At 68.0% G+C, this 26,668-nt stretch carries 21 protein-coding genes; all 21 read right to left on the bottom strand.

The window, feature by feature from the left end; all coding sequences use genetic code 11:
• Positions 1 to 301: 301 nt before the first annotated feature.
• Entirely contained in the window at positions 302 to 2,680 is a 2,379-nt protein-coding gene (locus WDC87_RS18700; RefSeq protein WP_336331319.1) for a methyl-accepting chemotaxis protein, read from the bottom strand.
• A gap of 101 nt (positions 2,681 to 2,781) precedes the next feature.
• Entirely contained in the window at positions 2,782 to 3,087 is a 306-nt protein-coding gene (locus tag WDC87_RS18695) for a hypothetical protein (RefSeq protein WP_223224824.1), read from the bottom strand.
• Positions 3,088 to 3,300: 213 nt separating this feature from the next.
• Positions 3,301 to 3,792, bottom strand: a complete 492-nt coding sequence (locus WDC87_RS18690; RefSeq protein WP_072166946.1) for a chemotaxis protein CheW — start codon at positions 3,790 to 3,792, stop codon at positions 3,301 to 3,303.
• Positions 3,793 to 3,997: 205 nt separating this feature from the next.
• Positions 3,998 to 4,771 carry a flagellar brake protein gene (locus WDC87_RS18685; RefSeq protein WP_005416413.1) on the bottom strand — a complete coding sequence of 258 codons (774 nt, stop codon included), beginning with the start codon at positions 4,769 to 4,771 and terminating at the stop codon, positions 3,998 to 4,000.
• Between the two features lie 160 nt (positions 4,772 to 4,931).
• Positions 4,932 to 7,181, bottom strand: coding sequence for a methyl-accepting chemotaxis protein (locus WDC87_RS18680; protein ID WP_252744882.1), 2,250 nt, complete (start codon positions 7,179 to 7,181; stop codon positions 4,932 to 4,934).
• Between the two features lie 372 nt (positions 7,182 to 7,553).
• Positions 7,554 to 9,542 carry a chemotaxis protein CheA gene (locus WDC87_RS18675; RefSeq protein ID WP_088497670.1) on the bottom strand — a complete coding sequence of 663 codons (1,989 nt, stop codon included), beginning with the start codon at positions 9,540 to 9,542 and terminating at the stop codon, positions 7,554 to 7,556.
• Positions 9,543 to 9,587: 45 nt separating this feature from the next.
• Positions 9,588 to 9,953: a response regulator gene (locus WDC87_RS18670; protein ID WP_005409521.1), complete on the bottom strand. Its 366-nt coding sequence runs from the start codon at positions 9,951 to 9,953 to the stop codon at positions 9,588 to 9,590.
• Positions 9,950 to 10,258 carry an STAS domain-containing protein gene (locus WDC87_RS18665; RefSeq protein ID WP_061478730.1) on the bottom strand — a complete coding sequence of 103 codons (309 nt, stop codon included), beginning with the start codon at positions 10,256 to 10,258 and terminating at the stop codon, positions 9,950 to 9,952. Before WDC87_RS18665 ends, WDC87_RS18670 begins: the two co-directional genes overlap by 4 nt.
• 289 nt (positions 10,259 to 10,547) lie before the next feature.
• Entirely contained in the window at positions 10,548 to 11,807 is a 1,260-nt protein-coding gene (locus WDC87_RS18660) for a chemotaxis protein CheW (protein WP_072166949.1), read from the bottom strand.
• Positions 11,804 to 12,586, bottom strand: a complete 783-nt coding sequence (locus WDC87_RS18655) for a ParA family protein (RefSeq protein ID WP_069138615.1) — start codon at positions 12,584 to 12,586, stop codon at positions 11,804 to 11,806. Before WDC87_RS18655 ends, WDC87_RS18660 begins: the two co-directional genes overlap by 4 nt.
• A 4-nt stretch (positions 12,587 to 12,590) precedes the next feature.
• Positions 12,591 to 13,607 carry a flagellar motor protein MotD gene (gene motD, locus WDC87_RS18650; protein ID WP_088497671.1) on the bottom strand — a complete coding sequence of 339 codons (1,017 nt, stop codon included), beginning with the start codon at positions 13,605 to 13,607 and terminating at the stop codon, positions 12,591 to 12,593.
• Between the two features lies 1 nt (position 13,608).
• A complete protein-coding gene (locus tag WDC87_RS18645; RefSeq protein WP_049413360.1) occupies positions 13,609 to 14,349 on the bottom strand; it encodes a flagellar motor protein in 741 nt (246 codons plus the stop codon).
• A 90-nt stretch (positions 14,350 to 14,439) separates the two neighbouring features.
• Positions 14,440 to 16,299 (bottom strand): chemotaxis protein CheA, encoded by a 1,860-nt coding sequence (locus WDC87_RS18640; RefSeq protein WP_072166951.1) that lies wholly within the window; start codon positions 16,297 to 16,299, stop codon positions 14,440 to 14,442.
• Between the two features lie 2 nt (positions 16,300 to 16,301).
• The gene (locus tag WDC87_RS18635; RefSeq protein ID WP_032129220.1) at positions 16,302 to 16,907 is read right to left on the bottom strand and encodes a protein phosphatase CheZ; all 606 of its coding nucleotides are present in this window, start codon (positions 16,905 to 16,907) and stop codon (positions 16,302 to 16,304) included.
• Positions 16,907 to 17,299 carry a chemotaxis response regulator CheY gene (cheY, locus tag WDC87_RS18630; protein ID WP_005413247.1) on the bottom strand — a complete coding sequence of 131 codons (393 nt, stop codon included), beginning with the start codon at positions 17,297 to 17,299 and terminating at the stop codon, positions 16,907 to 16,909. Before cheY ends, WDC87_RS18635 begins: the two co-directional genes overlap by 1 nt.
• A 57-nt stretch (positions 17,300 to 17,356) precedes the next feature.
• Entirely contained in the window at positions 17,357 to 18,100 is a 744-nt protein-coding gene (locus WDC87_RS18625) for an RNA polymerase sigma factor FliA (RefSeq protein ID WP_252745176.1), read from the bottom strand.
• Positions 18,097 to 18,984 carry a P-loop NTPase gene (locus WDC87_RS18620; RefSeq protein WP_072166952.1) on the bottom strand — a complete coding sequence of 296 codons (888 nt, stop codon included), beginning with the start codon at positions 18,982 to 18,984 and terminating at the stop codon, positions 18,097 to 18,099. Before WDC87_RS18620 ends, WDC87_RS18625 begins: the two co-directional genes overlap by 4 nt.
• Entirely contained in the window at positions 18,971 to 20,599 is a 1,629-nt protein-coding gene (gene flhF / locus WDC87_RS18615; RefSeq protein WP_188241066.1) for a flagellar biosynthesis protein FlhF, read from the bottom strand. Before flhF ends, WDC87_RS18620 begins: the two co-directional genes overlap by 14 nt.
• A gap of 145 nt (positions 20,600 to 20,744) precedes the next feature.
• Entirely contained in the window at positions 20,745 to 22,805 is a 2,061-nt protein-coding gene (gene flhA, locus WDC87_RS18610; protein WP_188241100.1) for a flagellar biosynthesis protein FlhA, read from the bottom strand.
• Between the two features lie 44 nt (positions 22,806 to 22,849).
• Positions 22,850 to 23,980, bottom strand: coding sequence for a flagellar biosynthesis protein FlhB (gene flhB / locus WDC87_RS18605; protein ID WP_072166955.1), 1,131 nt, complete (start codon positions 23,978 to 23,980; stop codon positions 22,850 to 22,852).
• Positions 23,981 to 24,187: 207 nt separating this feature from the next.
• Positions 24,188 to 26,320 carry a bifunctional diguanylate cyclase/phosphodiesterase gene (locus WDC87_RS18600; protein WP_088497676.1) on the bottom strand — a complete coding sequence of 711 codons (2,133 nt, stop codon included), beginning with the start codon at positions 26,318 to 26,320 and terminating at the stop codon, positions 24,188 to 24,190.
• Positions 26,321 to 26,668 lie beyond the last annotated feature (348 nt).

The following is a 26,668-nucleotide window of genomic DNA, read 5'->3' as shown; positions in this document are numbered from 1 at the left end:
GGCTTTGACCGATGTGGAGGTCTTGCAGGCCTCTTTGGCGACCTGCAGTTTGAAACGCGCGTCGTATCTGTTCATGTATCCCTCGGGGTTGGATCTGATGTCCAACTCCCGGGGGTCACTTCATGGACGGGTTCACGGCGTCCCCTGCGCGACCCACCCTCCCGGCCCGAGCGAAGGAAATCCGCAGCTTTCCGTGACCACCCCGAGGGGCTTCGCCGTTGGCTGGATATCCAGATACCCCGTAAACAAAAACGCCCCAGCACGGGGCCAGGGCGTGTTCGTGGATCAGGTCAGGCCGGCATCAGAATTCCTGCCAGTCTCCGTCGGCCAGTTCGGTGGCCATCGGGCGACCGCCAGCGGTGCGGCGGGCCGGCGGTGCGACCGGTGCCGGGGCGGCCGGCGCGGTGGCTCGCGGGGCCGGGGCTGCGGCGACGCGCGGGGCGGCGACGACCTCGGCCTCGTCGACCACGAAGATCGACACCGCTTCGCTGAGATGGCCGGCCTGTTCTTCCATCGCACGTGCGGCAGCGGTGGCTTCCTCCACCAGCGCGGCATTCTGCTGGGTGGTCTCGTCCATCTGCACCACGGTCTGGTTGACCTGCTCGATGCCGGCGGACTGTTCCTGCGAGGCCGCGGAGATTTCGGCCATGATGTCGGTCACGCGCTGCACCGAGGCGACAATCTCGCCCATGGTGGCGCCGGCCTTGTGCACCAGCGCCGAGCCATCGTTGACCTTGCCGACCGAGTCGTCGATCAGGCCCTTGATCTCCTTGGCGGCGGCGGCCGAGCGCTGGGCGAGGGTGCGCACTTCGCTGGCAACCACGGCGAAGCCGCGGCCCTGTTCACCGGCACGCGCGGCTTCCACGGCGGCGTTCAGTGCCAGGATGTTGGTCTGGAACGCGATGCCGTCGATGACGCTGATGATTTCGGCGATCTTCTTCGACGAGGCTTCGATGGCGGACATGGTGGTGACCACCTGGCCGACGACCTCGCCACCCTGCGAGGCGACACCGTGCGCGCCGATGGCGAGCTGGTTGGCCTGGCGGGCGTGTTCGGCGTTCTGGCGCACGGTGGAGGTCAGTTCCTCCATCGAGGCCGCGGTTTCTTCCAGGTTTGCGGCCTGCTGCTCGGTCCGGCGCGACAGGTCGCTGTTGCCGGAGGCGATCTCGCCGGCGGCCGAACTGATCGCGCGGCTGGATTGCTTGATGCGGGTGACGATCTCGCTCAGCTGCGCGGCGGTGGCGTTGGCATCGTCACGCATGCGGGCGAACACGCCCTGGTAGTCGCCGTGCATGCGCACGGTCAGGTCGCCCTGCGACAGTGCCGCAAGCAGGCCGGAGATCTGCTCGATGCTGCCGGCGTTGGCGTCCAGCAGGCCGTTGATCTGCTGCGCCAGCTGCAGGAAGAAGCCTTCCTTGTCGGTGGCGTCAATGCGGCCGGACAGGTCGCCGGCGGCGGCCTGGGCGATCACGCGGGCCACTTCCGCTTCAACCTGCGCTTCCTGGGTACGGTCGCGCCATTCCACCACGTAGCCGACGGTGTCGCCGCCTTCATTGCGGATGGTCGACACCACCTGGGCGAACTGGGCATCGCCGTACTGCATCGGGCGACGCGCGACACCGTGCGCCTTCAGGTTGCCCAGCAGGGTCTGGTCCATCTCGCCACGGTGCTCGAGCACGGTGATCGGCTTGCCGATCAGCGAGGCCTGGGCGTCGAAGTCCGGCAGGTCGCGGCGCACTTCGTCCTGGTACTGGCTCAGGGTCTGCTGCAGGGCGCGGTTGCTGTAGACGATGGTGTTGCTGGTGTCGGTCAGGTACACGCCGGTCGAGCTGTAGTCCAGCGCGGTGCGGATGCGCAGGTTCTCGCGGGCGACGGCCTGGTCGGTTTCGATGCGCTCGCGCAGGTCGCGCTGCATGCGCTGCATGGCCTGCATCAGTTCGCCCACTTCGTCCTGGCGACTGACGTCGATATGGCCATCGAGCTTGCCACCGGCGACGTCGTTGGCGACCGAGACGGCGCCACGCACGCTGCCGACCAGTGCGCGTGCGAACAGCCACACCAGCACCAGGCCGAGCGCGGCGCCGCCCAGCAGGGCGATCACGGTCAGCACGGCCGAGGCGGAATAGGTGGAAGCGGCCTCTTCGCGCGAGGCGCGGGCGAGGCGGTTGTCTTCGGCGATCAGCGCTTCCAGCGCCGATGCAGCCTTGCGGTGCTTGGTACGGGTTTCGCCGACGAAGGTATCGATGGCGTCGTCCGGCAGGTCCAGTTCCAGCATCTCGGTGACGCTGTCATAGGACGCCAGGGCATCCTTCCATTCCTTGGCGAAGGTGTCGAACAACTTCTTCTGTTGTGCGTTATCGACCAGCTTCGGATAGTCCTTGATCGACTTGTCCATGCTGGTGCGCAGGTCGACGGCCTGCTTGCGCGCATCGGCCTTGACGTCGTCGCTGGCGCGGATCAACTGCTGGTAGGCGGCATTGCGGTACTCGCCCAGCATGCCGCGCATCTCGCCGGCGAGGCGGATGCTTTCCATGCGTGAACCGGCCAGCTCGGTGGTGACGTTGTTCAGCGAATGCAGGCCGCGATAGGCGACGATGCCCTGCAGCAGCATCACCAGCAGGAGGACGCCGAAGGTCAGCAGCAGCTTCGGCATCAGTTTCAGGTTGTTGATCCACGGCATGGGCGTTGCGAGCTCCTAAGGCAGACGCGCCCGGGCATCGGGCCCGGTTGCAGCAGAAACCACGCCGGCACCAGGTCCGGCGTAGTTCGACGGACAGCGGATTACTTGATGTTGGCCAGCTTCAGCCCAGCCGGCGAGCTGACTTCGATTTCCGCGCGCGAGGCGTCGCGCTGGATCTTGCCGATCACGCAGACGGTCTTGCCTTCCAGGGTTTCCAGCGGGAAGGAGAACTTGCCGCGGTTCTCGCCGGCGATGCGGGCCGAGAAGGTGTGGCGCGGGAAGGCACCGCCCATGTACAGGAAGGTCGGCTGGCCTTCGGAACCTTCTGCGTAGCGGGCCTTTTCAACCTTGCCACAGACCATGCCGTCCTTGCCGACCGAACGCGGCGCCATTTCCGGCGGGATCATGTCGGCCGACTGGGCGAAAGCGGAGGTGGCGGTGGTGGCCAGGACAGCAGCCGAGACGAACGCAAACAGGGACTTCATCGAGGGTATCTCCGGGGATGGTAACGATCGGGCCGGTCCTGCGCGCTCCTGCGCGACCGGCTTCTGTCCCCCTATCGGCACCGCCGAAGGGAACTGAAGGGTTTTGTGACTGGAACGTGAAGCAGTTCCGGTTGCTCAGGCGGCGACGTCTTCGGCGGGGCTGGCCTGGCCCATGTCGGCGCTGTCGAGCAGGGTCTCGATGTCCAGCAGGATCAGCATGCGATCGTCATGGGTACCGATGCCGGAGATGAAGCGGGTATCGACGGCGGCACCGAATTCCGGGGTCGGTCGGATCTGCTCGGCCGACAGCGGGATCACGTCGGAGACGCTGTCGACGACGATGCCGACCACGCGGTCGTCGACGTTCAGCACGATCATCACGGTGAAGGCGTCGTAGCGGGCGTTGTCCAGGCGCAGCTTCAGGCGCAGGTCGATCACCGGGACGATGGTGCCGCGCAGGTTGATCACGCCCTTGATGTAGTCCGGGGCATCCGGCACGCGGGTAACCGCATCATAGCCACGGATTTCCTGCACCTTGAGGATGTCCACGCCGTAGTGCTCGTCACCAAGCGTGAAGCTGAGGAATTCGCCACCGGTGCTGGCGGCGGAGCTGGTCTTGTCGTTCATCGAGGGGTCCTGGTTCTGCCGGAAGTCCCGGTGTCAGGCTCGATATCGGCTCCGCTGGGGGGGACTTTAGGTGCCCGGGGAAAGGCATCCACGCATGGCGTGGATCCACCGGAGATCGGTAGTGCCTGCCGCTGGCCGGCAATGGCCGTACCCGCATTGTCGCGACGTTGCCGGCCAGCGGCCGGCACTACCTGTTGGCCGGGCCTTAGAGCTCGCCGTTGCGGCGTGCCTTGCGTTGGCGGTCGATGCGGAAGATGTAGCGCTGGATGGCGCTGTCGGCGCCGCGCGGCAGGCTGTCGAAGCGCATGCCCACGCGCTTGACCTCGATGCCGTTGGGCTGGCGCTGGGGCAACAGGTTGCAGACCACCAGCGCGATGTCCAGGTCGGGGCCGTCCGGCAGCGACAGCTGCGCCGGATAGCGCTTCTGCAGACCAAATACCGCGCAGTCATTGGGCACCACCACGGCCAGACCGCCACCGCTGATGTCCACCACCCGCATCGACAGCGCTTCGGCCCGCGCTTCGCCGGGTGGCAGCAGCAGCTGCGGTGAATCAGTGACTGGCGTCTCCAGCCGATACAGCTCGCGGCGCTGCAGGTGCACCAGTTCTTCCGGAAGCGGGGCGCGGAAGGCCACGTGGCCGTCGTTGTCCACGCGCTGCAGTTCGTGCAGGCGGAAGCGCACCAGCACCCGTTCGAGCTGGGCGAAGCACAGCAGGTGATCGGCCTGCTCGGCGGCGCGGTTGGAAGCTTCCTGCGGGCTGCCATCGAGCAGCAGGTAGTCCTCGTCTTCGTCGAGGTCGAGCAGCGCAGTGGGGAACGAACGGTCGCGGCCGTCGATGTGCGCGTTGATCAATGATCGCTGGTCGATCAGCGAGCGCAGCAGCTGGCGCAGCTGACGCGGATTGCGGACCAGGAAGCGCTCGTCAGCGGCGTCGGCCGCGTGGACATCATGCACTGCAGTGTCGTTGCCGTCGGACATGGAATCTACGGTCAGGGGCGGGCGCCAGCACGCATTGGCGCGAGGCTCGATGGGGATATCGGCCTCTGCACCGGATTATGAAGTGGGATTTGCATCACTTTCCACGCGTAAGGGGTCAGATCCCTTTCCCACGGGAAAGGGATCTGACTCCGTGGTTCTGTCAGAACTCCTGCCAGTCGCCGTCGGCGGCCAGTACCGGCTGCGCCGTCGAGCTGCGCAGGGGGCGCGCGGAAGCCGGCTTTGCCGAAGGCGCGGCGGCTGCGACCTGGCGCGGTACCGGTGCCGCCAGCGGGCGTGCCGGAATGGCCGTCGTGCCGTGCGATGCCAGCCGGAAGCGGGCCACGGCTTCACCCAGCTGCACGGCCTGATCCTCCATCGCACGTGCGGCGGCGGTGGCTTCCTCCACCAGTGCGGCGTTCTGCTGGGTGGTCTCGTCCATCTGCACCACGGTCTGGTTGACCTGCTCGATGCCCGCGCTCTGTTCCTGCGAGGCCGCAGATATCTCTGCCATGATGTCGGTCACACGCTGCACCGAGGCGACGATCTCGCCCATGGTGCTGCCGGCCTGGTGCACCAGGCTGGAGCCCTCGGCGACCTTGCCGACCGAGTCGTCGATCAGGCCCTTGATTTCCTTGGCGGCAGCGGCCGAGCGCTGGGCGAGGGTGCGCACTTCGCTGGCGACCACGGCGAATCCGCGACCCTGTTCACCGGCACGCGCGGCTTCCACGGCGGCGTTCAGCGCCAGGATGTTGGTCTGGAAGGCGATGCCGTCGATGACCGAGATGATCTCGGCGATCTTCTTCGACGAGGCTTCGATGGCGGACATGGTGGTGACCACCTGGCCGACCACTTCACCGCCCTGCGAGGCGACACCGTGCGCGCCGATGGCGAGCTGGTTGGCCTGGCGGGCGTGTTCGGCGTTCTGGCGCACGGTGGAGGTCAGTTCCTCCATCGAGGCTGCGGTTTCTTCCAGGTTGGCGGCCTGCTGCTCGGTCCGGCGCGACAGGTCGCTGTTGCCTGAGGCGATCTCGCCGGCGGCCAGGGTGATGCTGGAAGCGCTGGCCTGGATCTGGCCGACGATCTGGGTCAGCTGCGCGACCGTGGTGTTGGCATCATCACGCATGCGGGCGAACACGCCATTGAACTGGCCTTCCATGCGCGCGGTCAGGTCGCCGGTGGCGATCGACTGCAGCAGCTGCGAGAGCTGGCCGAGGTTGCCGTCAGCCACCTGCATCATGGTGTTGAGGTGCTCGATCATCAGCTTGAAGTCGTGCTGGAACCGCTGTGCGTCGCCGCGCTGGCTGAAGTCACCGGCGGCGGCCGCCGCAGCCAGGTGCTGGATCTGCGAATTGATGGCCAGCAGGCTGGCCTTGGCCGCGTCCATGGATTCGTGCAGGATCGCGCGGCTGCCGGGCAGGCGGCGTGCGTCCGGGCTCAGGTTGCCGATGGCGTACTGGTTGAGTACTTCAATGGCATCGACGATCGCATCGAGGTGTTCGAAGATCACCGTGTTGATGCCGTTGGCCAGCTGGCCGTAGACACCCGGGAAATCTTCCGGGATGCGATGGCTGATGTCCGGGCCAGCGTGCATCTGTGCCATCAGCTGTGTCTGCTCGCTGAAGCGTCGCAGCATCGCCGTCATCTCGGCGGTGGCAGCGAGCATCCTGCCGGCTTCATCCTTGCTGGTGGCCTGGGTGCTGACGCTGAGATCACCGCGGGCAACGGCCTGGATGGCATGCACGGCCTTGCCGAGTGGGCCGGTCACTGCCCGCGAGATGACGATGGCCAGCGCGGCAGCGACCAGCGACAGCAGCACGATGCAGCCGATGATGGCAATCATGCTGGTGCGGTGGGTGGCGTTGGCGTCGGCAATCTTGCCGTCCATCTGGCCGGCGATGTGGGTTCCCAGTGCCTTCATTGCAGCGAAGAGGTCGCGACGCGCCGGGCGCGACTGCTCGTCGGAGATCTGCTGGGCCTGTGCGCCATCACCGGCGGCCACGGCGTCGCGCATCGCCTTGTTTGCGGAGAAGTAGCGGTCCAGCTGCGCGCTGGCCGCGCGATACAGTTCACGCTCCTTGTCCAGCGCCGGCAGCGCCGCGTACGCCGCCAACTCGTCATGCACGGCCTTGGCGGTGTCGTCCATGCGCTTGTTGTAGTCGGCGACCTTGTCCGGCTGGTCGAGCATGCTCAGCTGGGCCAGTTCGTAGGTGCGGAACTCGCCCAGCTGCGAGCGTGCCTCGCCCAGATGCTGGACCGAGGGGATATCGTTGCCAGCCATCTCGCGCAACTGCGCGTTGGCCTCGCTCAGGCGCAGCAGTGCGAAGGCGCCGAGGATCAGGGTCATCAGGGTGGTGAGGGTGAACCCCACGGCCAGCTTGCGGGCGATGGGCAGATCTTGGAACCACTTCATGCAGGGTGCTCCAGGTGGGCAGAGTGCCGGCGTCTGTGCGCCGGTTTGGGGGTGGTTGCAGAGCGAACGGGGGTGCCCGGTGGGGTTCGGTGACGACCGTCAAAGCGAAATAACGGCGCCGTCCGCGCGGACTTTATGGACGCAGATCACATTCGGTTGCGTAGGGATGACGGCGCGAAAGTGCTGTCCTGGCGGGGCTTGCGCTCGGATGACGTGGTTGCGCGCGAAACCATCGCCTCGACGGAGTTCACAGAAGGGATGGGGTCAGATCGCTTTTCCCTGAAAAGGGATCTGACCCCGGCTGGAATGGAGCACACAAACAAAAACCGCCGCCCCGAAGGGCGGCGGTCCATGACCCGCATGCGGCGTGGATCAGGCGGCCTGCGGCATCCGCAGTGAGCGCACCAGTCCGCCGATGTCAACGATCAACGCGACGCGGCCGTCGCCAAGGATGGTGGCACCGGACACCCCGCCGATACGGCGATAGTTGTTCTCGATGTTCTTCACCACCACCTGCTGCTGGCCGACCAGTTCGTCCACTTCCAGCGCGATTTTCTGGCCATCGCCTTCCACTACCACCACCAGCGATTCGCTGCCCGGTGCGCGGTTGCCGTAGCCGTAGTACTCGCTCAACGACAGGATCGGCAGGTACTCGCCGCGCACGCGCAGCACGCGGCCTTCGCCGGCCATGCTGCGGATATCCTCGGGCTGCGGCTGCAACGCCTCAAGCACGTAGGCAAGCGGCAGGATCAGGGTTTCGCCGGCCACGGCCACCGTCATGCCATCGAGGATGGCCAGGGTCAGCGGCAGGCGGATCAGCGTGCGGGTGCCGGTACCGAGGCTGCTTTCGATCTGCACCTCGCCGCCCAGTGCCTGGATGTTGCGGCGGACCACGTCCATGCCGACGCCACGCCCGGACAGGTCGGTGACCGCATCGGCCGTGGAGAAGCCAGGTTGGAAGATCAGGTCCCAGACCTGCGAATCGGTCGGGTTGTCCGGCACGGCCAGGCCGCGTTCGTGGGCCTTGGCGAGGATCTTGGCGCGGTCCAGGCCACGGCCATCGTCGCTGACTTCGATGACGATATGGCCGCCTTGATGCGAGGCCGCCAGCGTGATCGTGCCGGTCTCATCCTTGCCTCCACCGCGACGTACGTCGGGCATTTCCAGGCCGTGGTCGATCGAGTTGCGCACCAGGTGCACCAGCGGATCGGCGATCTTTTCGATCAGGCCCTTGTCCAGTTCGGTGCCTTCGCCGACGGTGCGCAGGCGCACCTGCTTGCCGAGGCGGCTGGACAGGTCGCGGACCAGGCGCGGGAAGCGGCGGAACACCGCATCAACCGGCAGCATGCGCACGCCGATCACCGCTTCCTGCAGGTCGCGGGTGTTGCGTTCAAGCTGGTCCAGCCCGGCGAACAGGCTCTCGGCGTGGACCGGGTCCAGCGCATGCGAGACCTGCTTGAGCATGGCCTGGGTGATGACCAGCTCGCCGACCAGGTTGATCAGCGCATCGACCTTGTCGACGCTGACGCGGATCGAGGTTTCCGCTTCCTGGCTGGCACCACCGCTGGCGGCAGGCGCGGCAGGTGCAGACGGTGCCGCTGCGACCGGAGCGGGAGCCGCAGCGGCCGGCGCCTGCGTGGCCAGGCTCGGCGGCGCGGCGGGACGGATGTCCAGCTCGCAATCGTCCAGCACCCAGGCGAAGGTGTCTTCGATCTTGCTGCGCGGCACCTTGCCGACCAGGCCCAGATCCCACGCAAGATGGGCTTCGAGCGGATCAAGCTGGGCGAAGCCCGGCAGGCGTTCCATGCGCGCAGCGACCTGCAGCGAACCGAGGTGTTCCAGTTCGCGGATGATGCGCAATGGATCGTTGCCGCTCATGAACAGCGACGGCGCCGGGGTGAAGCCGATCTGCCAGGCTTCCGGCGTATCGTCCACCTTGGCTGCCGCGGCCGCCGGGGCGCTCGCTGCGGCCTGGCCGGAAAGAACCGCTTCCAGGCGCGCTTTCACCGCAGCGACTGCGGCGGGATCTGCGGCTTGGCCGTGTTCGGCTTCGCGCAGCAGGGCGCGCAGCACGTCCACCGAGGACAGCATGGCGTCGACGGCGTGGCCTTCCAGGACCCGCTTGCCGGCGCGCAGCTCATCGAGCAGCGTTTCCAGCACGTGGGTCAGGCCGGCGATCGCGTCGAAGCCGAAGGTGCCGGCGCCGCCCTTGATCGAGTGGGCGGCGCGGAACACCGAATTGATGATCTCCGCGTCCTGCTGCCCCGATTCCAGGGCCAGCAGGCCAGCCTCCATCGCATCGAGGCCTTCGCGGCTCTCCTCGAAGAAGGTGGCGTGGAAGCGTTGCAGGTCCATGCTCATGGCAGTGGTGATCCGGAAGCGAGGAGGGGGAGCGGCGCCGGGCGATCAGCCCAGCACTTTCTGCACGGTGGCGACCAGCTGTTCGGGATTGAACGGCTTGACCAGCCAGCCGGTGGCACCGGCGGCCTTGCCTTCGGACTTCTTGTCGGCGGCCGATTCGGTGGTCAGCATCAGCAGCGGGGTGAACTTGTAGTCCGGCAGCTGGCGCAGTTCGCGGATCAGCGCGATGCCGTCCATGTTCGGCATGTTGACGTCGGTCACCACCGCATTGAAGCGCTGGCCCTTGGCGCGACCGAGCGCGACCGCGCCGTCTTCAGCTTCTTCGACGGCAAAACCGGCCGAGGTGAGGGCGAAGGACACCATCTGGCGCATCGACGCCGAATCGTCCACCACCAAGATACGTGCGCTCATGCAGCGTTCTCCACAGATTTCAGGTTGTCATGGGTTACGTCCAGGCCCAGGGCCTGGGTGACGCCCAGCAGGCGCGCGGCGTCACTGAAGGTTGCAGTGCAACCGTGGAAGCCGGTGCCCAGGCCTGCCTCGCGGCGGGCCTGCACGAACGCACACAGCACCTGCACGGCGGCCGTGTGGATGCGGGCGACCTGGCTGGCATCCAGGGTCAGCTCGCCAGCCTGCTCCACGAGGGGGGCGAGGCGGTTCTTGAGCTCGGTAGTGCTCTCGATGCCGAGATCCCCACCCAGTTCGACAGTGCTCATCGTTGCTCCGGACAAACGGTTCCGTGATCCATAACGGCACCCCGGTGGGGTTCTTTAGAAGAATCGACGCGGTACGTCGATGCGGTCGCTGTCCAAAAGGGGACGGAGGGGATCAAGTCGCAAGCGAGCTGGCTCTACTGCAGTCCCCTCGGCAACGGTGACCGCGCAGTGGGGACGTAAGGTGTTGATCCAACGGATCAACTCCTTGCGTCCCCGACAGGCACCGCTTCGGTGCAAAGCACCGAGCCACTTGCGACTTAATCCCCTCCGTCCCCTTTTTCTTGGCGGCTCAGCTCAACAGCCGGGTGGCGTCGAGCAGGATCATCGGCCGCTGGCTGACCCGGGCCACGCCGCGGAACAGGTCGTTTGAGATCTGGCAGATGCGCGCGGTATCGGGCGGTTCGATCTGCGAATCGGTGAGGTTGGCGACATCTTCGACCGCTGACACGCGCAGGCCGATGGTCTCGCCGTCCTCCTCCAGGACCACGATGCGGGTCTGCGCGTCGTCCTCGGCGGCGGCCGCGCCCAAGTGCAGGCCCAGGTCCATCACCGGGACCACCTGGCCGCGTAGGTTCATGATGCCGAGCATGGCCGCTGCAGTGCCACGCAGCGGCAGCAGGGGCACCGGCAGCACCACTTCCTGCACCTTCAGCAGTTCCAGCGCATAGGCCTGGGTGCCGCAGCGAAGGCGCAGCCAGCGCGAAGTGCGTTCGCCGGCGCGTCGGTTCTGCGGGTGCGGGCTGCGGGCCGGTTGGTGGGCCTGCGCCTGCAGCTCCTGCCAGGTGCCGGGACGGTTGCCTGCCGGGGCATCGACGGCGACGCGCGGCGGCGGAGTGGCGGTGCGCGCCGCCGGGGCCGGAGCTGCAGGTGCAACCGTGGGGGCGACCGGTGCTGCGACCACGGCGGGCGGTGGCGTGGCTACGTCTTCGCCACCCGCGGCCGCCTCGAACGCGGCCTGCAGGCCGGGGCTGTCGGTGTGGGCGAGGCGATGGCTGTCCGCCGGATCGGTTTCGTAGATCACCTCGTCCGGCAGGTCGTCCCAGGTAGGTTCCGGACCGGCGTTTGCAACGACGGCGGGTGCCGGCGCGGTTTCGTGGATGACCTCCTCAGGCAGGTCATCCCAGGTCGGCTCGCGTCCGGAAACCGCTTCTCCCGCCGGACCCGGCCCAGCGCTAGCGGAGGCGGCAGCGCTCTCGAAGGCCGCTTCCAGCACCGCGTCGTCCGGGCTTGGTGCGGCGGCGACGGATTCTGTTTCGTAGATCACCTCGGCGGGCAGGTCATCCCAGGTGGGTTCGCGCGTGGGTGGTGCGGCGCTCTCGAAGGCGGCTTCCAGCGCAGCGCTGTCCCCGCTGGGCGTGGCGGCGATGGTTTCGGTTTCGTAGATCACGTCGGCCGGCAGGTCGTCCCAGGTCGGTTCGCGTTCGGCGACTGCTTCGATCGCCGGGCCTGGCCCGGCGCCTGCGGGCGGCAGAACGGCAGGCGGCGGCGCGACCATCGCCTCCCCCAGCAGTTCGTCCAGGTAGTCGTCGAGGATGCCGGTACTGTTCATGCGGCCTGCTCCAGGGCGCGGGCATCCTCGCCGAGGATCCAGTTCAAGGCGCGCCGGTAGGCGGCCAGGCCACGGCCCGGGTAGTCCTCGCCAGCGCTCGGCAGGGTCAGCCCGGCGGCGTTGCTGATGCGGGTATCGATCGGAATGGCGTCTTCCCACACGCGGTTGCCGTGGCGATCCTGCATGGTGCGCAGCGATTCGTTGCCGGCGCGGGTGCGGCGGTCGAACAGGGTCGGCAGGATCGAGATCGGCAGCGGGCGGCGGCGCGAACGCTCGACCATCTCGCCGGTGCGGACCATGCCATCCAGGCCGTGCAGTGCCAGGGGCTCGGCCTGGGTCGGGATGATCAGGCGATCGGCGGCAGCCAGTGCGTTGATCATCAGCAGGCCGAGGGTGGGTGCGCAGTCCAGCAGGATGTAGTCGTGCTGGCCCTGGTGGCGCGCCAGCGCGTTCTGCAGGGCCAGGCCGAGGCCGGGCTGGTTGGCGCTGCGGCGTTCCAGCGTGGCCAGCGCCGACTGTGCGCAGACGTAGTCCAGGCCATGGATGTTGCTGGCATGGCAGAGGCCGGACAGGTCCGCTGGCGGTGTGCCGAACAGCTCCAGCACGCCGGCCGGCGGCGGGTCCACCGGCACGCCGAAGGCGCGGCTGAGCGAGGCATGCGGATCGAGGTCGATCAGCAGCACGCGATGGCCGAGTGCGGCCAGGCCGCGGCCGAGGGCGAGGGTGGTGGTGGTCTTGCCGACTCCGCCCTTCTGGTTGGCGACTGCCCAGATGCGCATCGGATTACTCCTTCATTGCCGGGGGAACGGCGGCGCCGACGCGGCTGCCAGCCGGCACCGGCGGCAACTTCACCGGTGCGATGGGGGAGGTGGGGGCGCTGGCCGGAGTTGCGGCGGCCTGTTTGGTGACGGTGCTGTCGGTGGCGCCGGTGGCTGCGTTCAGGCGCTGGCCGAGCGGATCCACCGAGTGCGACGTGTCGGCCAGGATGATGACCATCACCCGGCGGTTGCGGTTGCGGCCCTGCGCGCTGTCGTTCTCTTCGCGCGGGCGGAACTGGCCATAGCCGACCATCGCCAGCCGCGACGGCTGCACGCCCTGGTCGGCGAACAGGTGCACCACGCTGGCGGCGCGCCCGGCCGACAGTTCCCAGTTCGACGGGAAAGTCGCGGTGGCGATCGGCACGTTGTCGGTGTGGCCTTCCACGCGCACGCTGTTGGGCACGTCGCGCAGCACCTCGGCCAGGCTGGCCAGGGTCTGCCGCGCATGCACGTCCAGCGCGGCCGAGCCGGTAGGGAACAGGATATCGCTGTTGATCTCGACTTCGATCCACAGTTCGGTGCGGCGCACGCTGATCATGCCGCGGTCGATCAGCGGCGCCAGTGCGGCGGTGAGGCGATCGGCAATCGTGTTGAGCTGGCGCTCGGCACGGGCGATCTGCTCCTGGTTGTGCACTGACACCGGCATGCGCATCTGCGAGGCCATCGACGGCAGCAGGGTCGGGTCGTGCGAGGGCGCCGGCGCGGAGGGACCGATCTTGGTGCCGGACTTGATCACCGAGGGGCTGTCCCAGCCGCCGCCCTGCACCTGCTTGTTGCCCACCTGCACCGGGTTGATGGTGCGCGGTGCGCCACCGAAGGCATCGGTCAGCGCGTCGGCCATGATCCGGTACTTGCCCTCGTTCACCGAGGAGATCGCATACATGACCACGAAGAAGGCGAGCAGCAGCGTCATCAGGTCGGCATAGGGGATCGCCCATGCTTCGTGGTTGGCGTGCTCTTCGTGGTGCTTGCGGCGGGCCATGTCAGTGCAGGAAGCCGGAGAGGTTGGTTTCGATGTTGCGCGGGTTCTCGCCCTGGGCGATCGAGATCAGGCCTTCGATGACCATCTCGCGGTCGCGCGTGTTGTGCGAGATCACACTCTTGAGCTTGGCGGCGATCGGCAGGAACAGCAGGTTGGCCGAAGCGATGCCGTAGATGGTGGCGGTGAACGCGGCGGCGATGCCGTGGCCGAGCTTGCTCGGGTCGGCCAGGTTCTTCATCACTGCGATCAGGCCCAGCACGGCACCGATGATGCCCAGCGTCGGTGCATAGATGCCCATTGCTTCGAACACCTTGGCGCCGGCCTGGTCCTGGTGCTCCTGGCTGCCCAGTTCGATTTCCAGCATGTGCCGCATCGATTCGGGCTCGACGCCGTCCACCAGCAGCTGCAGGCCCTTGCGCAGGAACGGGTCCTGCTGTGCTTCCACCTGCGATTCCAGGCCCAGCAGGCCCTGGCGGCGGGCGATGTTGCTCCACTCGACGATCTGCTGGATCAGCTCGCGGCGGTCGCTGTGCGGTGGACGCACGACCCAGCGCACGATGCTGAACGCATGCTTGAACACCGCCGGCGAGGTGTGCAGCAGGATCGCAGCGACGGTGCCGACGATGACGATCACGAACGCCGCAGGCGACCACAGCGACGCCAGGCCGGCGCCCTTGAGGATGCTGCCGCCGACCAGCGAGGCCAGGGCGAGAAAGAGTCCAATGAGGCTGAGTCTATCCATGGATCCGGTATCGGCTTGTATGAATGGGACTTGAGACACCGGTACGGGCTACTGGTGCGACTTCACAGTTTTACGGGTTCAGCAAGCGGGTCAGTCGTGCGGGCTGCGCAGGCCGTCCACATCCAGGATCAGTGCCATGCGACCATCGCCGATCAGGGTTGCACCGGCGTAACCGCGCAGGCCGCGCAGGGCTTTCGGCAGTGGCTTGATGACCACTTCCTCGCGCCCGCGCACCTGGTCCACGACCAGGCCGAAGCGCGCTTCGCCGGCCTGCAGCACCACGATGGTCAGCAGGGTCGAGGCGGCCGGCGTCACATCCAGCCACTGGCGCAGATCGACCAGTGGCAGCGTGTGCGAACGGCGGTCGAGCACGGCGCGGCCATCGAACCAGCCCAGCGAGGTGCGCGGCGCGTGCAGCACTTCCATCACGCGCGCCAGCGGCAGCGCATAGACATCCTCGCCGGCCTGCACCAGCAGGGTCGGCAGGATCGCCAGGGTGAGCGGCACGCGGATCAGGAAGCGGCTGCCACGGCCCAGCTCGGACTGGATCTGGATCTGGCCACTCAGTTCGCGGATGCGCGACTGCACCACATCCATGCCAACGCCACGGCCGGAGATATCCGTGACCTGCTGCTTGGTCGAGAAGCCGGGCAGGAACACCAGGTGCAGGCACTCCTCGCTGCTCAGCCGCGCGGCAGCTTCCGGATCGATCAGGCCCTTCTCACGCGCCTTCGCGCGCAGCTTCTCCGGATCGATGCCGGCACCGTCGTCCTGCACTTCAATGCTGACGTAGTCGCCTTCCTGCTGGGCCGACAGGCGTACATGGCCCATCCGCGGCTTGCCCTGTGCTTCGCGCAGGTCGGGCATTTCCACGCCATGGTCGATGGCGTTGCGGACCAGGTGCACCAGCGGGTCGGCCAGCGCTTCGACCAGGTTGCGGTCGAGCTCGGTCTCGGCACCGATCAGCTCCAGGTCCACTTCCTTCTTCAGCGAGCGGGCAACGTCTCGGGCGACCTTGGGGAAGCGCGAGAAGACCTTGCCCACCGGCTGCATGCGGGTACGCATCACCGCCGACTGCAGGCGCGCGGTGGCGATGTCCAGGGTCGACACGGCGCGGTCCAGTTCCTCGTCGCGCAGGCGCGCACGCAGGGTCTTGAGCCGGTTGCGCGACAGCACCAGTTCGCCGATCAGATTGACGATCGCGTCCAGGCGCTTGGTGTCCACGCGCACGGTATGTTCGGCTTCGGCCAGCGGCTTGGCGGCCGGCTTGGTCGCCGCTGCAGTTGCCGGTGCGGCCGGTGCGGCCAGTGGGCGTGGTGCCGCGATCGGTGCGGGCGCTACCGCAGCGATGGGCTTGGCGCCGGGTGCGGCGCCACCGTGCAGCTGGTCGAGCAGGGCTTCGAACTCGTCTTCGCTGATCAGGCCGTCGTCAGCCTTCTTTGCCGGCGCGACTGCAGTCGGTGCGTTGCCGCCGTGCAGCTGGTCGAGCAGGGCCTCGAACTCGTCGTCGGTGATCAGGTCGCTGCCACCCGCAGCGGGAGCTGCTGCGGCGGCGGGTGCAGCCACGGCACCGCCATGCATGTCGAACTGGGCGATCAGCTCCGGCGGCGCATAGCCCGGCTCGGTGCCGGAGGAAACTGCATCCAGCATCGCTTGCAGGTAGTCCAGCGATTGCTGGGCGGCATCGAAGTGATGGGCATGCAGCACGGCCTGGCCCGCGCGCGCGATGCCCAGCGCTTCTTCGGCGGCGTGGCACAACTCGACCATGGCGGTGACGCCGAGGAAGCCGGCGCCGCCCTTGAGCGTGTGGTAGCCCCGGAACACCGCGTTGAGCTGCTCGGTGTCCTGTGGTGCCTGCTCCAGCGACACCAGCTGTTCGCCCAGGCGATCCAGGATTTCCTGCGCCTCGATGATGAAATCGGCAGTGATGTCGTCGGATACCGCGCTCATGCTTACAGCCCCAGGTCCGACAGCAGGTCGTCGGCGTCGTTCTGCGAGACCGCGTGGCGGTCCAGTCCCTTCAGTGCCGGCCCGGCCAGTTCCGGATCGGTGCGATGCTGTTCCGGCGGCAGGCCGAGCGCGCCGAAGCCCTCGTGCACGCGGCGGACGATGCCGACCACGCGACGGATGATCTGCCCGGTCAGGTCCTGGTAGCTCTGGGTCAGGGCGATCTCGGTGAGGTTGTGGCGGATGCGCTCGAGCTGCGCATCCTGGCCCGGCTGCAGGCCTTCGGCGCGCAGCTGTTCGGTCAGGCTGCGGCATTCCTCGGCCAGGTCCAGGGTGCGGTGCGTCGCCTGTTCGGTCATCGCCACCACGTGGTCCAGGCGTGCGCAGGCATCGTCCAGTTCGCCGGCCTCGCTGGGCACGGTCGGCAGTTCACCCAGGGCCTGCCCGAGCTCGCGGGCCAGCCGCGACAGGCCGCTCATCATCGGCTGCGTGCGCAGCGCGACCAGTCCGTCGATGCGTTGCCGCCAAGCGGTTTCGTCACCGGACTCCAGTGCGTCCAGTGCTTCCTGCAGGCGCAGGGCGAGGGCATTCTTGTCGACCGTGGTGTCCATCAGGCGCTGGCCGCCAGGCGTTCGAAGATCTTGCCGAGCTTCTCTTCCAGCGTCTGCGCGGTGAACGGCTTGATGATGTAGCCGTTCACCCCGTTCTGGGCCGCTTCGATGATCTGCTCGCGCTTGGCTTCGGCGGTGACCATCAGCACCGGCAGGGTCTTCAGCTTGGCGTCGGCACGGATCGCCTTGAGCAGCTCGATGCCGGTCATGACCGGCATGTTCCAGTCGGTGACCACGAAATCGAACGGCTGGCTCTGCAGCAGCGACAGCGCGGCATGCCCGTCCTCGGCTTCGGCGGTGTTGGTGAAGCCCAGATCGCCCAGCAGGTTCTTGACGATGCGACGCATGGTCGAGAAGTCGTCCACGATCAGGATGCGCATGTTCTTGTTCAAAGCAGAGTTCCTTTGTTGTTCATTCCGGGCGGCCGGGGGCAGCTGCCTCGGGGATGTTCATTCTTCGAGGCCGGCGTCGACGGCCTCGAATACCTTCAGCCGGCCGCGCAGGCGCAGCACGGCCTGGCCGTGGATCTGGGAGACCCGCGACTCGCTCACGCCGAGCACCGCGCCGATCTCCTTCAGGTTGAGTTCCTGCTCGTAGTAGAGCGAGAGCACCAGCTGTTCGCGCTCGGGCAGATGGCCGATGGCCTTGCCCAGCTCGCGGCCGAACTCGCTGCGCTCCAGTACCTGCTGCGGGGTCGGGCCACCCTGGGCGACCGTGTCCAGCTCGCCCTGGTCCTCGATGCGCGACTCCAGGCTCAGCACCTGGCCACGCGCGGCGTCTTCCATCAGGCGCAGGTACTCGGGCAGTGGCATCTCCATCGCGGCGGCCACTTCGGTGGCGCTGGCGGCGCGGCCGCTGCTTTGTTCCAGGCGGCGGATGGTGGCCGCAGCATCGCGTGCACGGCGGTGCACCGAGCGCGGCACCCAGTCGCCACGGCGGATCTCGTCGATCATCGAGCCACGGATACGGATCGAGGCATAGGTCTCAAACGAGGCGCCCTGGTCGGCGTCGTAGCTGCGCGAAGCCTCGATCAGGCCCATCATGCCCGCCTGGATCAGGTCGTCGACTTCGACGCTGGCCGGCAGGCGCGCGGCCAGATGGTGGGCGATGCGCCGCACCAGGTCCGAGTGCTGGGCGATGACGTCGTTGGCCGCCGAGCGCTGGACTTCCCTGTACTGGGCCGCGCCTTTCATGCCGCCACCCCGCGCTGCTTGAGGATGCGTTCGAGGAAGAACTCGACGCCGCCGCGTGGTTCGGTGGGCGCCTGCCAGCGGGCCGTGCGGCGCGCGATCTCGGTGATGGCCAGTGCGGACGGGCTGGACGGGTAGGCCTTCACCACCGGCTGCTGGCGCTGCACCGACAGGCGCAGCCAGTCATCCTGCGGCACGCAGCCCAGATAGTTCAGCGAGACATCGGCGAGGAACTTCTCGCAGACGCGGGTCAGCTTCTCGTACAGTACGCGGCCCTCGTTGGGGTCGCGCACCATGTTGGCCACCACCTGGACGCGGTCCACGCCACGTTCGCGCGAGAGCACCTTGATCAGCGCGTAGGCGTCGGTGATTGAAGCCGGCTCGTCACAAACCACCACCACGGTGTCCTGCGCGGCCTGGCAGAAGGTCAGCACGCCGTCGGTGATGCCCGCGGCGGTGTCCACCACCATGATGTCCAGCTCGCGTTCCAGCTCGGAGAACACGTTGACCAGGCCGACGTGCTCGGCCGGGGCCAGCTCGGCCATGTGCCGGCGGCCGGACGCGGCCGGGACCACCAGCACGCCGTTCGGGCCTTCGACGATGACGTCGTCCAGCGAGCAGCGGCCGGCAACCAGGTCGGCCAGCGTATAGGTGGGGTTCAAGCCCAGGATCACGTCGATGTTGGCCAGGCCGAGGTCGGCGTCCAGCAGCAGCGTGCGCTTGCCCATGCCGGCCAGCGCCACGGCCAGGTTGGCCGACACGTTGGTCTTGCCCACGCCGCCCTTGCCGCCGGTCACGGCGATGGTGCGCACAGGGCCGAGCGGCTCGCTGCGGGTGGCCGACAGCGGGAAGGTCTTGGTCAGCTTGGCGTACTCACGCGACGGCATGGTTCAACTCCGGGTTGCAGGGCATATCGGCCGCTCGGCGCAAATCTTCAAGGCGAAGTACGAGATTGGCCGCACTGGCCCGGTGCAGGTCGTCCGGAACGTCCTGGCCATCGGTCACCCACGTGATCGGCAGGGCGTGGTCCACGGCCACCGACAGGGCGTTGCCGAAGCGGCCGGTTTCGTCCAGCTTGCTCAGCACCAGGCCCTGCAGGTTGGCGGCACCGAAGCGGCGGACCACCTCGTCCATGTCGCCGAAGCTGGTGTTGGCCGGCAGCACCAGCAGGGTGCGCACCTGGCGCGCGGCGCGCAGCCACTGCAGCTGGGCGGCCAGCGCGCGGTCGCGCGGGCCCAGTCCGGCGGTGTCGATCAGTACCAGCTTGTAGTCCTTCAGGCGTTCCAGCAGCTGGTCCAGGTCGGTGCCGCTGTTGGCCTCGTGCACGGCGATGCCGAGCTGCCGGCCGTAGCCATACAGCTGCTCGCGGGCGCCGATGCGGGTGGTGTCGGTGGTGACTAGAGCCACGTCACGCGGCGCGTGCTTCTCGGCGAACCGCGAGGCCAGCTTGGCGATGGTGGTGGTCTTGCCGGCGCCGGTCGGGCCCACCAGCGCGATCACGCCGCCTTCCTCCAGCGGGTCGACCGGGGCAATCGGCAGCTTGCGCGAGATCAGCCCCAGCATCAGGCCGCGGCCTCGGTGCGCCTCGGTCTCCAGCGGAATCTGCATGGCGACGTCGCGGGCCAGGCCAGCATCGAAGCCGTACTCGTCCATCAGGTCCAGCGCGGTGGCGCGCACCGGGCAGCCGCGCAGGCGCTCGTCGGTGAAGCGGTTCATTTCGCGCTCGATCACCTGGCGCATGCCGGCCACTTCCTGGCGCAGCTGGCGGATCTCGGCGTCGTCCTGGGCGACCACGGTCAGGACAGGGGCTGGGGCGAGCGTCGGCGTCGGCGCGGCTTCGACGGTGGCATCGGCCAACGCCGGTTCGCTGACGGCGACCTCCGGCTGCGTTTCAGACAGGGCTGCGGTCGGCAGCGGTGGCGGCTGCACCGCCGGCGCCACGCTTTCGTGATGCGCCTCGTGCGGCGGATCGATCTGGAAACGGGCGCGGTTGGCCGGCGCGGCGACGGTCGGTGCCGGCGCCGGAGCAACGATGGCCTCGGCGAACGGGGCGAAGATCTGGTCCGGCAGTGCCGGTTCATTGACGGCGGCGCGTGCCAGGGTGGCGGCGAAGCCGGTGCTGCCGCGGGTTGGCACGATCTCGTCGGCGCTATCGAGGGTGCGGCCGGTAGCGCCCACTGCTGCACGGGCGAGGGCGGCCACCGCCGAGGTGGTGGCGGCAACCGGTTCCGGTGCCGGGGTGCTGCTGCGGCGGCGGGTGACGGCGGCGATCACCGCGTCGGCGGCGGTGCGCGGCTTGGGTGCCGGCGGCGGTGCGACGTCGCGGCGCGAGGCTTCCAGCGCACGCTGCACCGCGCTCTCGTCGTAGTTGGCGGCGGCGACGATCTCGATGCCTTCCTCGATCCGGCGGTTGGACAGGATCACGGCGTCAGGACCATGCTCCTTGCGCACCAGGTTCATGGCCGAGCGCATGTCGGCGGCGACGAATCGTTTGATTTTCATGCTGTGGTCACGAGGCGAAGACGGCGGGGTGGCGGTCGGGGAACTCGGGTGGTCGGTGGTCTGCACGGTGCGGGTTCCCCTTGGTGTCTGTCTGTTGCGTTGGTTCGAAAGTGGTGTCTGTTTTCTGGCGCATCGGCGGGCGGCGTCAGCTGATCGTTCCGACCAGCTTCAGGCGCTTGTCCTCCGGCACCTCGCTGTAGGCCAGGACCGACAGCGAAGGAACGCTGTGGCGGACCAGGCGGGCCAGCGCGGCGCGCACCGGGCCAGGTACCAGCACGACCGCGGGCTCGTTGCGGGCTTCCTGCTTGCTGACACATTCGGCCAGGCTCTGGTGCAGTCGCTCAGCGAGTCCGGGTTCCAGCGCGGCGCCGTTGCCCTGCGTGGACTCCTGCAAGACACGTTCCAATTGCGGGTTGAGGGTGAACACCGGCAGCTCCGCCGACATTCCGGCGATCTCCTGCACGATGAAGCGGCCCAGTGCGGTGCGCACCGCGGCGGTCAGCACGGCCGGGTCCTGGCTGCTGGGCGCATGTTCGACCAGTGCCTCGGCGATCTTGCGCAGCTGGCGGATCGGAATGCGCTCGACCAGCAGGTTCTGCAGCACGCGCACCACCGCCGACAGCGGCAGCGCCTTCGGCGTCAGATCTTCGACGAGCTTGGGTGCGCTCTTGGCGAGGTTGGCCAGCAGGTGCTGCACTTCCTCATGGCCGAGCAGCTCGGGTGCGTGTTCGCGGATCAGGTGCGACAGATGGGTGGCGACCACGGTGGCCGGGTCGACCACCGTGTAGCCCAGCGTTTCGGCCTGGGCGCGCTGGTGCGGCTGGATCCAGGTGGCATCCAGGCCGAACGCGGGATCCTTGCCGGCAATGCCCTCCAGTGCGCCGAGCGCGCTGCCCGGATCCAGGGCCAGCTCGCGGTCGGGGTGGATCTCGGCGGTGGCCACCGGCACGCCATGCACCAGCACGCGGTAGCCGTTGGCCGGCAGTTCCAGGTTGTCGCGGATGTGCACCGAGGGAATCAGGAAGCCGACATCCTGGGTCAGCTTGCGGCGCACGCCCTTGATGCGCGCCATCAGTTCGCCGCCCTGGTTGCTGTCCACCAGCGGAATCAGCCGGTAGCCGACCTCCAGGCCCAGCGGATCGACCGGGCGCAGCTCGTCCCAGCTCAGTTCGGCGGTCGGTGCCGGCGCGGCGGGGCGGCCCAGCGCAGTGAGCGCGGCAGCATCGGTGCCACTGCCTGTTGCATCGGCAGCCGGTGCCTTGGTCTTGCGATACAGCTTCCAGGCGATGAAGCCAAGGATCGCGGCCAGCGTCAGGAAAGCGACGTTGGGCATGCCCGGCACCAGGCCAACGACGCCGATGATGCCGGCGGTGATCGCCAGCGCGCGGTACTGGCCGAACACCTGCCCGGTCATGGCCTGGGCCATGTCCTGCGAGCGCGAGGCGCGGGTGACCAGCATCGCCACCGCGCTGGACACCAGCAGTGCCGGCAGCTGCGCCACCAGGCCGTCACCGATGGAGAGCAGGGTGTAGGTGGCAGCGGCGTCGCCGAACGGCATGCCATGCTGCAGCACGCCCACGGCCAGGCCGCCGAGCATGTTGATGAACAGGATCAGGATGCCGGCGATGGCGTCGCCGCGGATGAACTTGCTGGCACCGTCCATTGCACCGTAGAAGTCGGCTTCCTCGCGGACTTCCTCGCGGCGCAGCTTGGCTTCCTCGCGCGTCAGCAAACCGGCGTTGAGGTCGGCGTCGATCGCCATCTGCTTGCCGGGCATCGCGTCCAGGATGAAGCGCGCGGTCACTTCCGAGACGCGGCCGGCGCCCTTGGTGATGACCACGAAATTGATGATGGTCAGGATCGCGAACACCACGATGCCGACCGCATAGTTGCCGCCGATCACGAATTCACCGAAGGCGGCGATGACCTTGCCCGCAGCGTCGTGGCCGTTCTGGCCGTTGAGCAGGATCACGCGGGTGGAGGCCACGTTCAGCGCCAGCCGCAGCATGGTCGTGATCAACAGCACGATCGGGAAGATGGTGAAGTCCAGCGGGCGCTTCACGTAGACCACCGCCAGCAGCACCATCAGCGAGATGGCGATGTTGAAGGTGAACAGCGCATCAAGGACTGGCGCGGCCAGCGGCACCACGACCATGGCCAGCAGGGCCAGCACGATCAGCGGCGCGCCAAGGCCCTGGCGGATCATTTCCAGGGCACGGCGGGTGTTGAATCCGGTGGCGGGCTGGGCGCTCACGGGCGGCCTCCCTTGCCGAATTCATCCACCTGGATGTGCGGGGCGTCCGGCATCGGGCCAGTGCGCCAGGCGCGCAGCTGGTAGACGTAGGACAGAACCTGGGCGACGGCCGAATACAGTCTCACGGGGATTTCCTTTCCGAGTTGGCCTTCCCGATACAAGGCGCGTGCCAAAGGCGGGGCAGAGACGATCGCGACCTTGTTGCCGTCGGCCACTTCACGGATGCGCAGGGCGGTCTCGTCCACGCCCAGTGCGACCACGGTGGGGGCGTTCATGGCGCCGCCTTCGTACTTCAGGGCCACCGCGTAATGGGTGGGATTGACCACCACCACGTCGGCGGTGGGTACCGCTTCCATCATCCGGCGGTTGGCCATCTGCTGCTGCAGCTGGCGGATGCGGCCCTTCACCTCGGGGCTGCCTTCGCTTTCCTTCATTTCCCGGCGCAGTTCTTCACGGGTCATCTTCAGCTTGCGCATCCAGTTCCAGCGCTGGTACGGCGCATCGATCGCGGCCAGCACCAGCATTGCGCCGGCGGTGGCCAGCAGCAGGCGCAGGGTGAAGCCGAGGCCGTCGGTGATGGCGGTCTCCAGCGGGTGGTGGATCAGCCCGCGCAGGGTGTCGAAGCCGGACCACACCACCATCCCGGCAGCGACACCGACGAAGGCCACGCGCAGCAGCGATTTGGTGAACTCGGCGATGGCTTCCGGGCCATACAGGCGCTTGAACCCGCTCATCGGGTTCATGCGGTTGATGTCTGGCAGCAACGCCTTCTGCGACCAGCGCAGGCCGCCCATCACCAGCGGGGCGACGAAGCTGGCCAGCAGGCAGACCAGCACCAGCGGTGCGATCACCAGCATGAACTGCAGCAGCAGATCACCGAAGTGGCCGAACAGTTCCTTCGGGTTCTGCCGCAGGCTCTGCTCGGGGCTGAGCGCCTGCTTCATCCAGGCGCTGGCGCCGCGTCCGATCGAGCCGCTCATGGCCATTACCGCCAGCACGCCGGCGCCGAACACGGCGGCGGTGCCCAGTTCGCGCGAGCGCGGCAGGTTGCCCTGTTCACGGGCGTCGCGCAGGCGTTTTTCGGTCGGTTGTTCGGTCTTTTCGCCGGCGGATTCGTTCTCGGACATCACGGGTACTGCGGCAGGGGTTGCCGGAGGGCGTGCAAGAACTGTTCCACGCATGGCGTGGATCAACCGACGACCCTTTTGTAGAGCCGGGCCCACGCGCCCCTGCGGTTGGGTGCAGGCGCGAAGCGGACCCGAGCGTGGGCTCGGCTCTACAGGAGGGTGCCGCAGGAATCGTTCCGTGATGGCAGGTGGTCGCGCTGCCCGGCGCTATCCGGGCGGGTGTTGTTGCGGCGGGCTCTGCGCCAGCTCCACCCGCGGCCGCGGCAGGTCGTGCAGCTGCATGAAGCGCGCCGCGTCGACCGGGCGGCCGAGCAGGTAGCCCTGCAGGAAGTCGCAGCCCAGGCGCTCCAGGTAGGCGCGCTGCGCGGCGGTTTCCACGCCTTCGGCGACGATGTCCATGTCCAGTGCATGGCCCAGCGCCACGATCGCCGAGACGATCACCACGTCCTCCGCACTGTGTTCCAGGTCACGCACGAACGCGTGGTCGATCTTGATCTCCGTGGCGGGCAGCCGCTTCAGGTACAGCAGGCTGGAATAGCCGGTTCCGAAATCATCGATGGAGATGCCCACGCCCAGCGCCGACAGCGCCTGCAGCAGGCGAAGGCTGGCATCGGTATCGCGCATGACCGTGCTTTCGGTGATCTCCAGCACCAGGTGGCGCGGGGCAATGTCGTAGCGTTCGATCACTTCACGCACATCCTGCAGCAGGTGTGGCGAACTGAACTGCACCGGCGACAGGTTCACCGACATCGACCAGCCTTCATGCCCGGCGTCGCGCCAGCGCCGCAGTTGCTGGCAGGCCTGGTCCAGTGCCCAGCGACCGATCTCGTTGATCGCGCCGCTGCGTTCGGCCAGGCGGATGAAGCGGTCCGGTGGGATCAGCCCGTGCTCCGGGTGCTTCCAGCGGATCAGCGCTTCGGCACCGGCCACCTTCTGGGTGGCCACGCGGATCTTCGGCTGATAGTGCAGGAACAGCTGCTCGCTGCCGATCGCACGGCGCAGGTCGGCCAGCAGCCGGAACTGCTGCTCGGCACTGTCGTTCATCCAGTCGGCGAACAGCACGAAGGCGTTGCGTCCGGATTCCTTGGCCTGGTACATCGCCGCGTCGGCGAAGGCCATCAACTGGCGCTCGCTGGCAGCGTGGTCGGGGCAGATCGCCACGCCGATGCTGGCAGTCACCTGCAGTTCGTTGTCCGGCAGCAACGGGCCGCTGCCCACCGCCTGCAGGATGCGCCGGGCGAGGGTGGGCAGGTCCTCGTCGTGCTCGATGCGCACCACCAGCACGAACTCGTCGCCGCCCAGACGGGCCAGCATATCGTTGGGCCGGAGCAGCTGGCGGGTACGCTCGGCCACCGCCACCAGCAGTGCGTCGCCGGCCTGATGGCCGTAGGCATCATTGACCTGCTTGAATCCGTCCAGGTCCATGAACATCACCGCGAAACGGCTGCCGCCCTGTTCGGCTTCGGCCAGCGCCTGCACGATACGCCGCTGCAGCAGCAGGCGGTTCGGCAGGCGGGTCAGCGGGTCGTGCAGCGCGGCTTGGGTCAATTCCTGCTGGGCATCGGTCAACGAGGTGCTCAGCATCGAGTTGCGCAGCCGCAGCAGCTGCGCCTCCACACGCTGGTCCAGCCACGAGACCACCAGCACCACCGCCAGGATCGCAACCGTCAACACCACCACCAGCATCGCCAGCCACTCGCTCTGCAGGCCGTCACCGACCGCCGCGCCGCAGATGCTGCCTTCGGGGAAACGCGCGGCCGCCATGCCGGTGTAGTGCATGCCGACGATGGCCAGGCCGAGCAGGCCGGCGGCCGCCAACCGGTCACCGACGCGGGTGCGCTGCGCGCGCAGGCGGAACGCAACGTACAGCGCGGTCCATGAGGCGGCCACCGCCACCACCAGGGAGAGCAGCAGCCAGCCCGGGTCGTAGTCGATCCCGGGCTGCATGCGCATCGCTGCCATGCCGACGTAGTGCATGCCGGCAATGCCGGTGCCCATCAGCAGGGCGCCGACCGCCAATCGCGGGTGGGGCAGGGTGCGCAGCGAGACCAGCCACAGTGCGAACACCGACGAGGCGATCGCCAGGGCCAGCGAGAGCAGGGTGATGGGAAGGTCGTAGCCCAGTGCAATGGGCAGATCGAAGGCCAGCATGCCGATGAAGTGCATCGACCAGATGCCCAGGCCCATGGCGAATCCGCCCCCCAGGCGCCACCACCAGGCGGCTGCCCGGCCCGGGGCGGTGACCGTGCGCCCGGCCATGGCCAGCGCTGTGTACGACGCCATCACGGCGACCAGCAGTGAGATCGCCACCAGCCACGGGTTGTACGTGCCTACCAGCATTCGTCAGTCTCCCGGACCTGCCTGTCGACGGAAACCACGGTGGGGCATACGTGAGGCAGGCCAACGCGAACGGGCGTCGGCCAGGTGCGGCATCCCCCCGGTTGCCGCGCATTCACTCTAACGCGCAGACCCGGGGGGACTTCAAGCGGCAATCCGTGAAATTGCGCCCCTGTAGAGGCGCGGGCCCCCGCCCGGGCCCCCACTGGCGGAGGGGGGGGGGGCTGGGGTACCCTGGGGGGGGGCGCGGGGGGGGGGGGGGGGGGGGGGGGGGGGGGGGGGGGGGGGGGGGGGGGGGGGGGGGGGGGGGGGGGGGGGGGGGGGGGGGGGGGGGGGGGGGGGGGGGGGGGC

Origin of the sequence: Stenotrophomonas maltophilia group sp. Smal12, assembly GCF_037079935.1 — a bacterium.
GTDB lineage: Bacteria > Pseudomonadota > Gammaproteobacteria > Xanthomonadales > Xanthomonadaceae > Stenotrophomonas > Stenotrophomonas sepilia.
The sequence above is the reverse complement of the archived record's forward strand: the minus strand, read 5'-3'. Positions and strand labels throughout refer to the sequence as shown.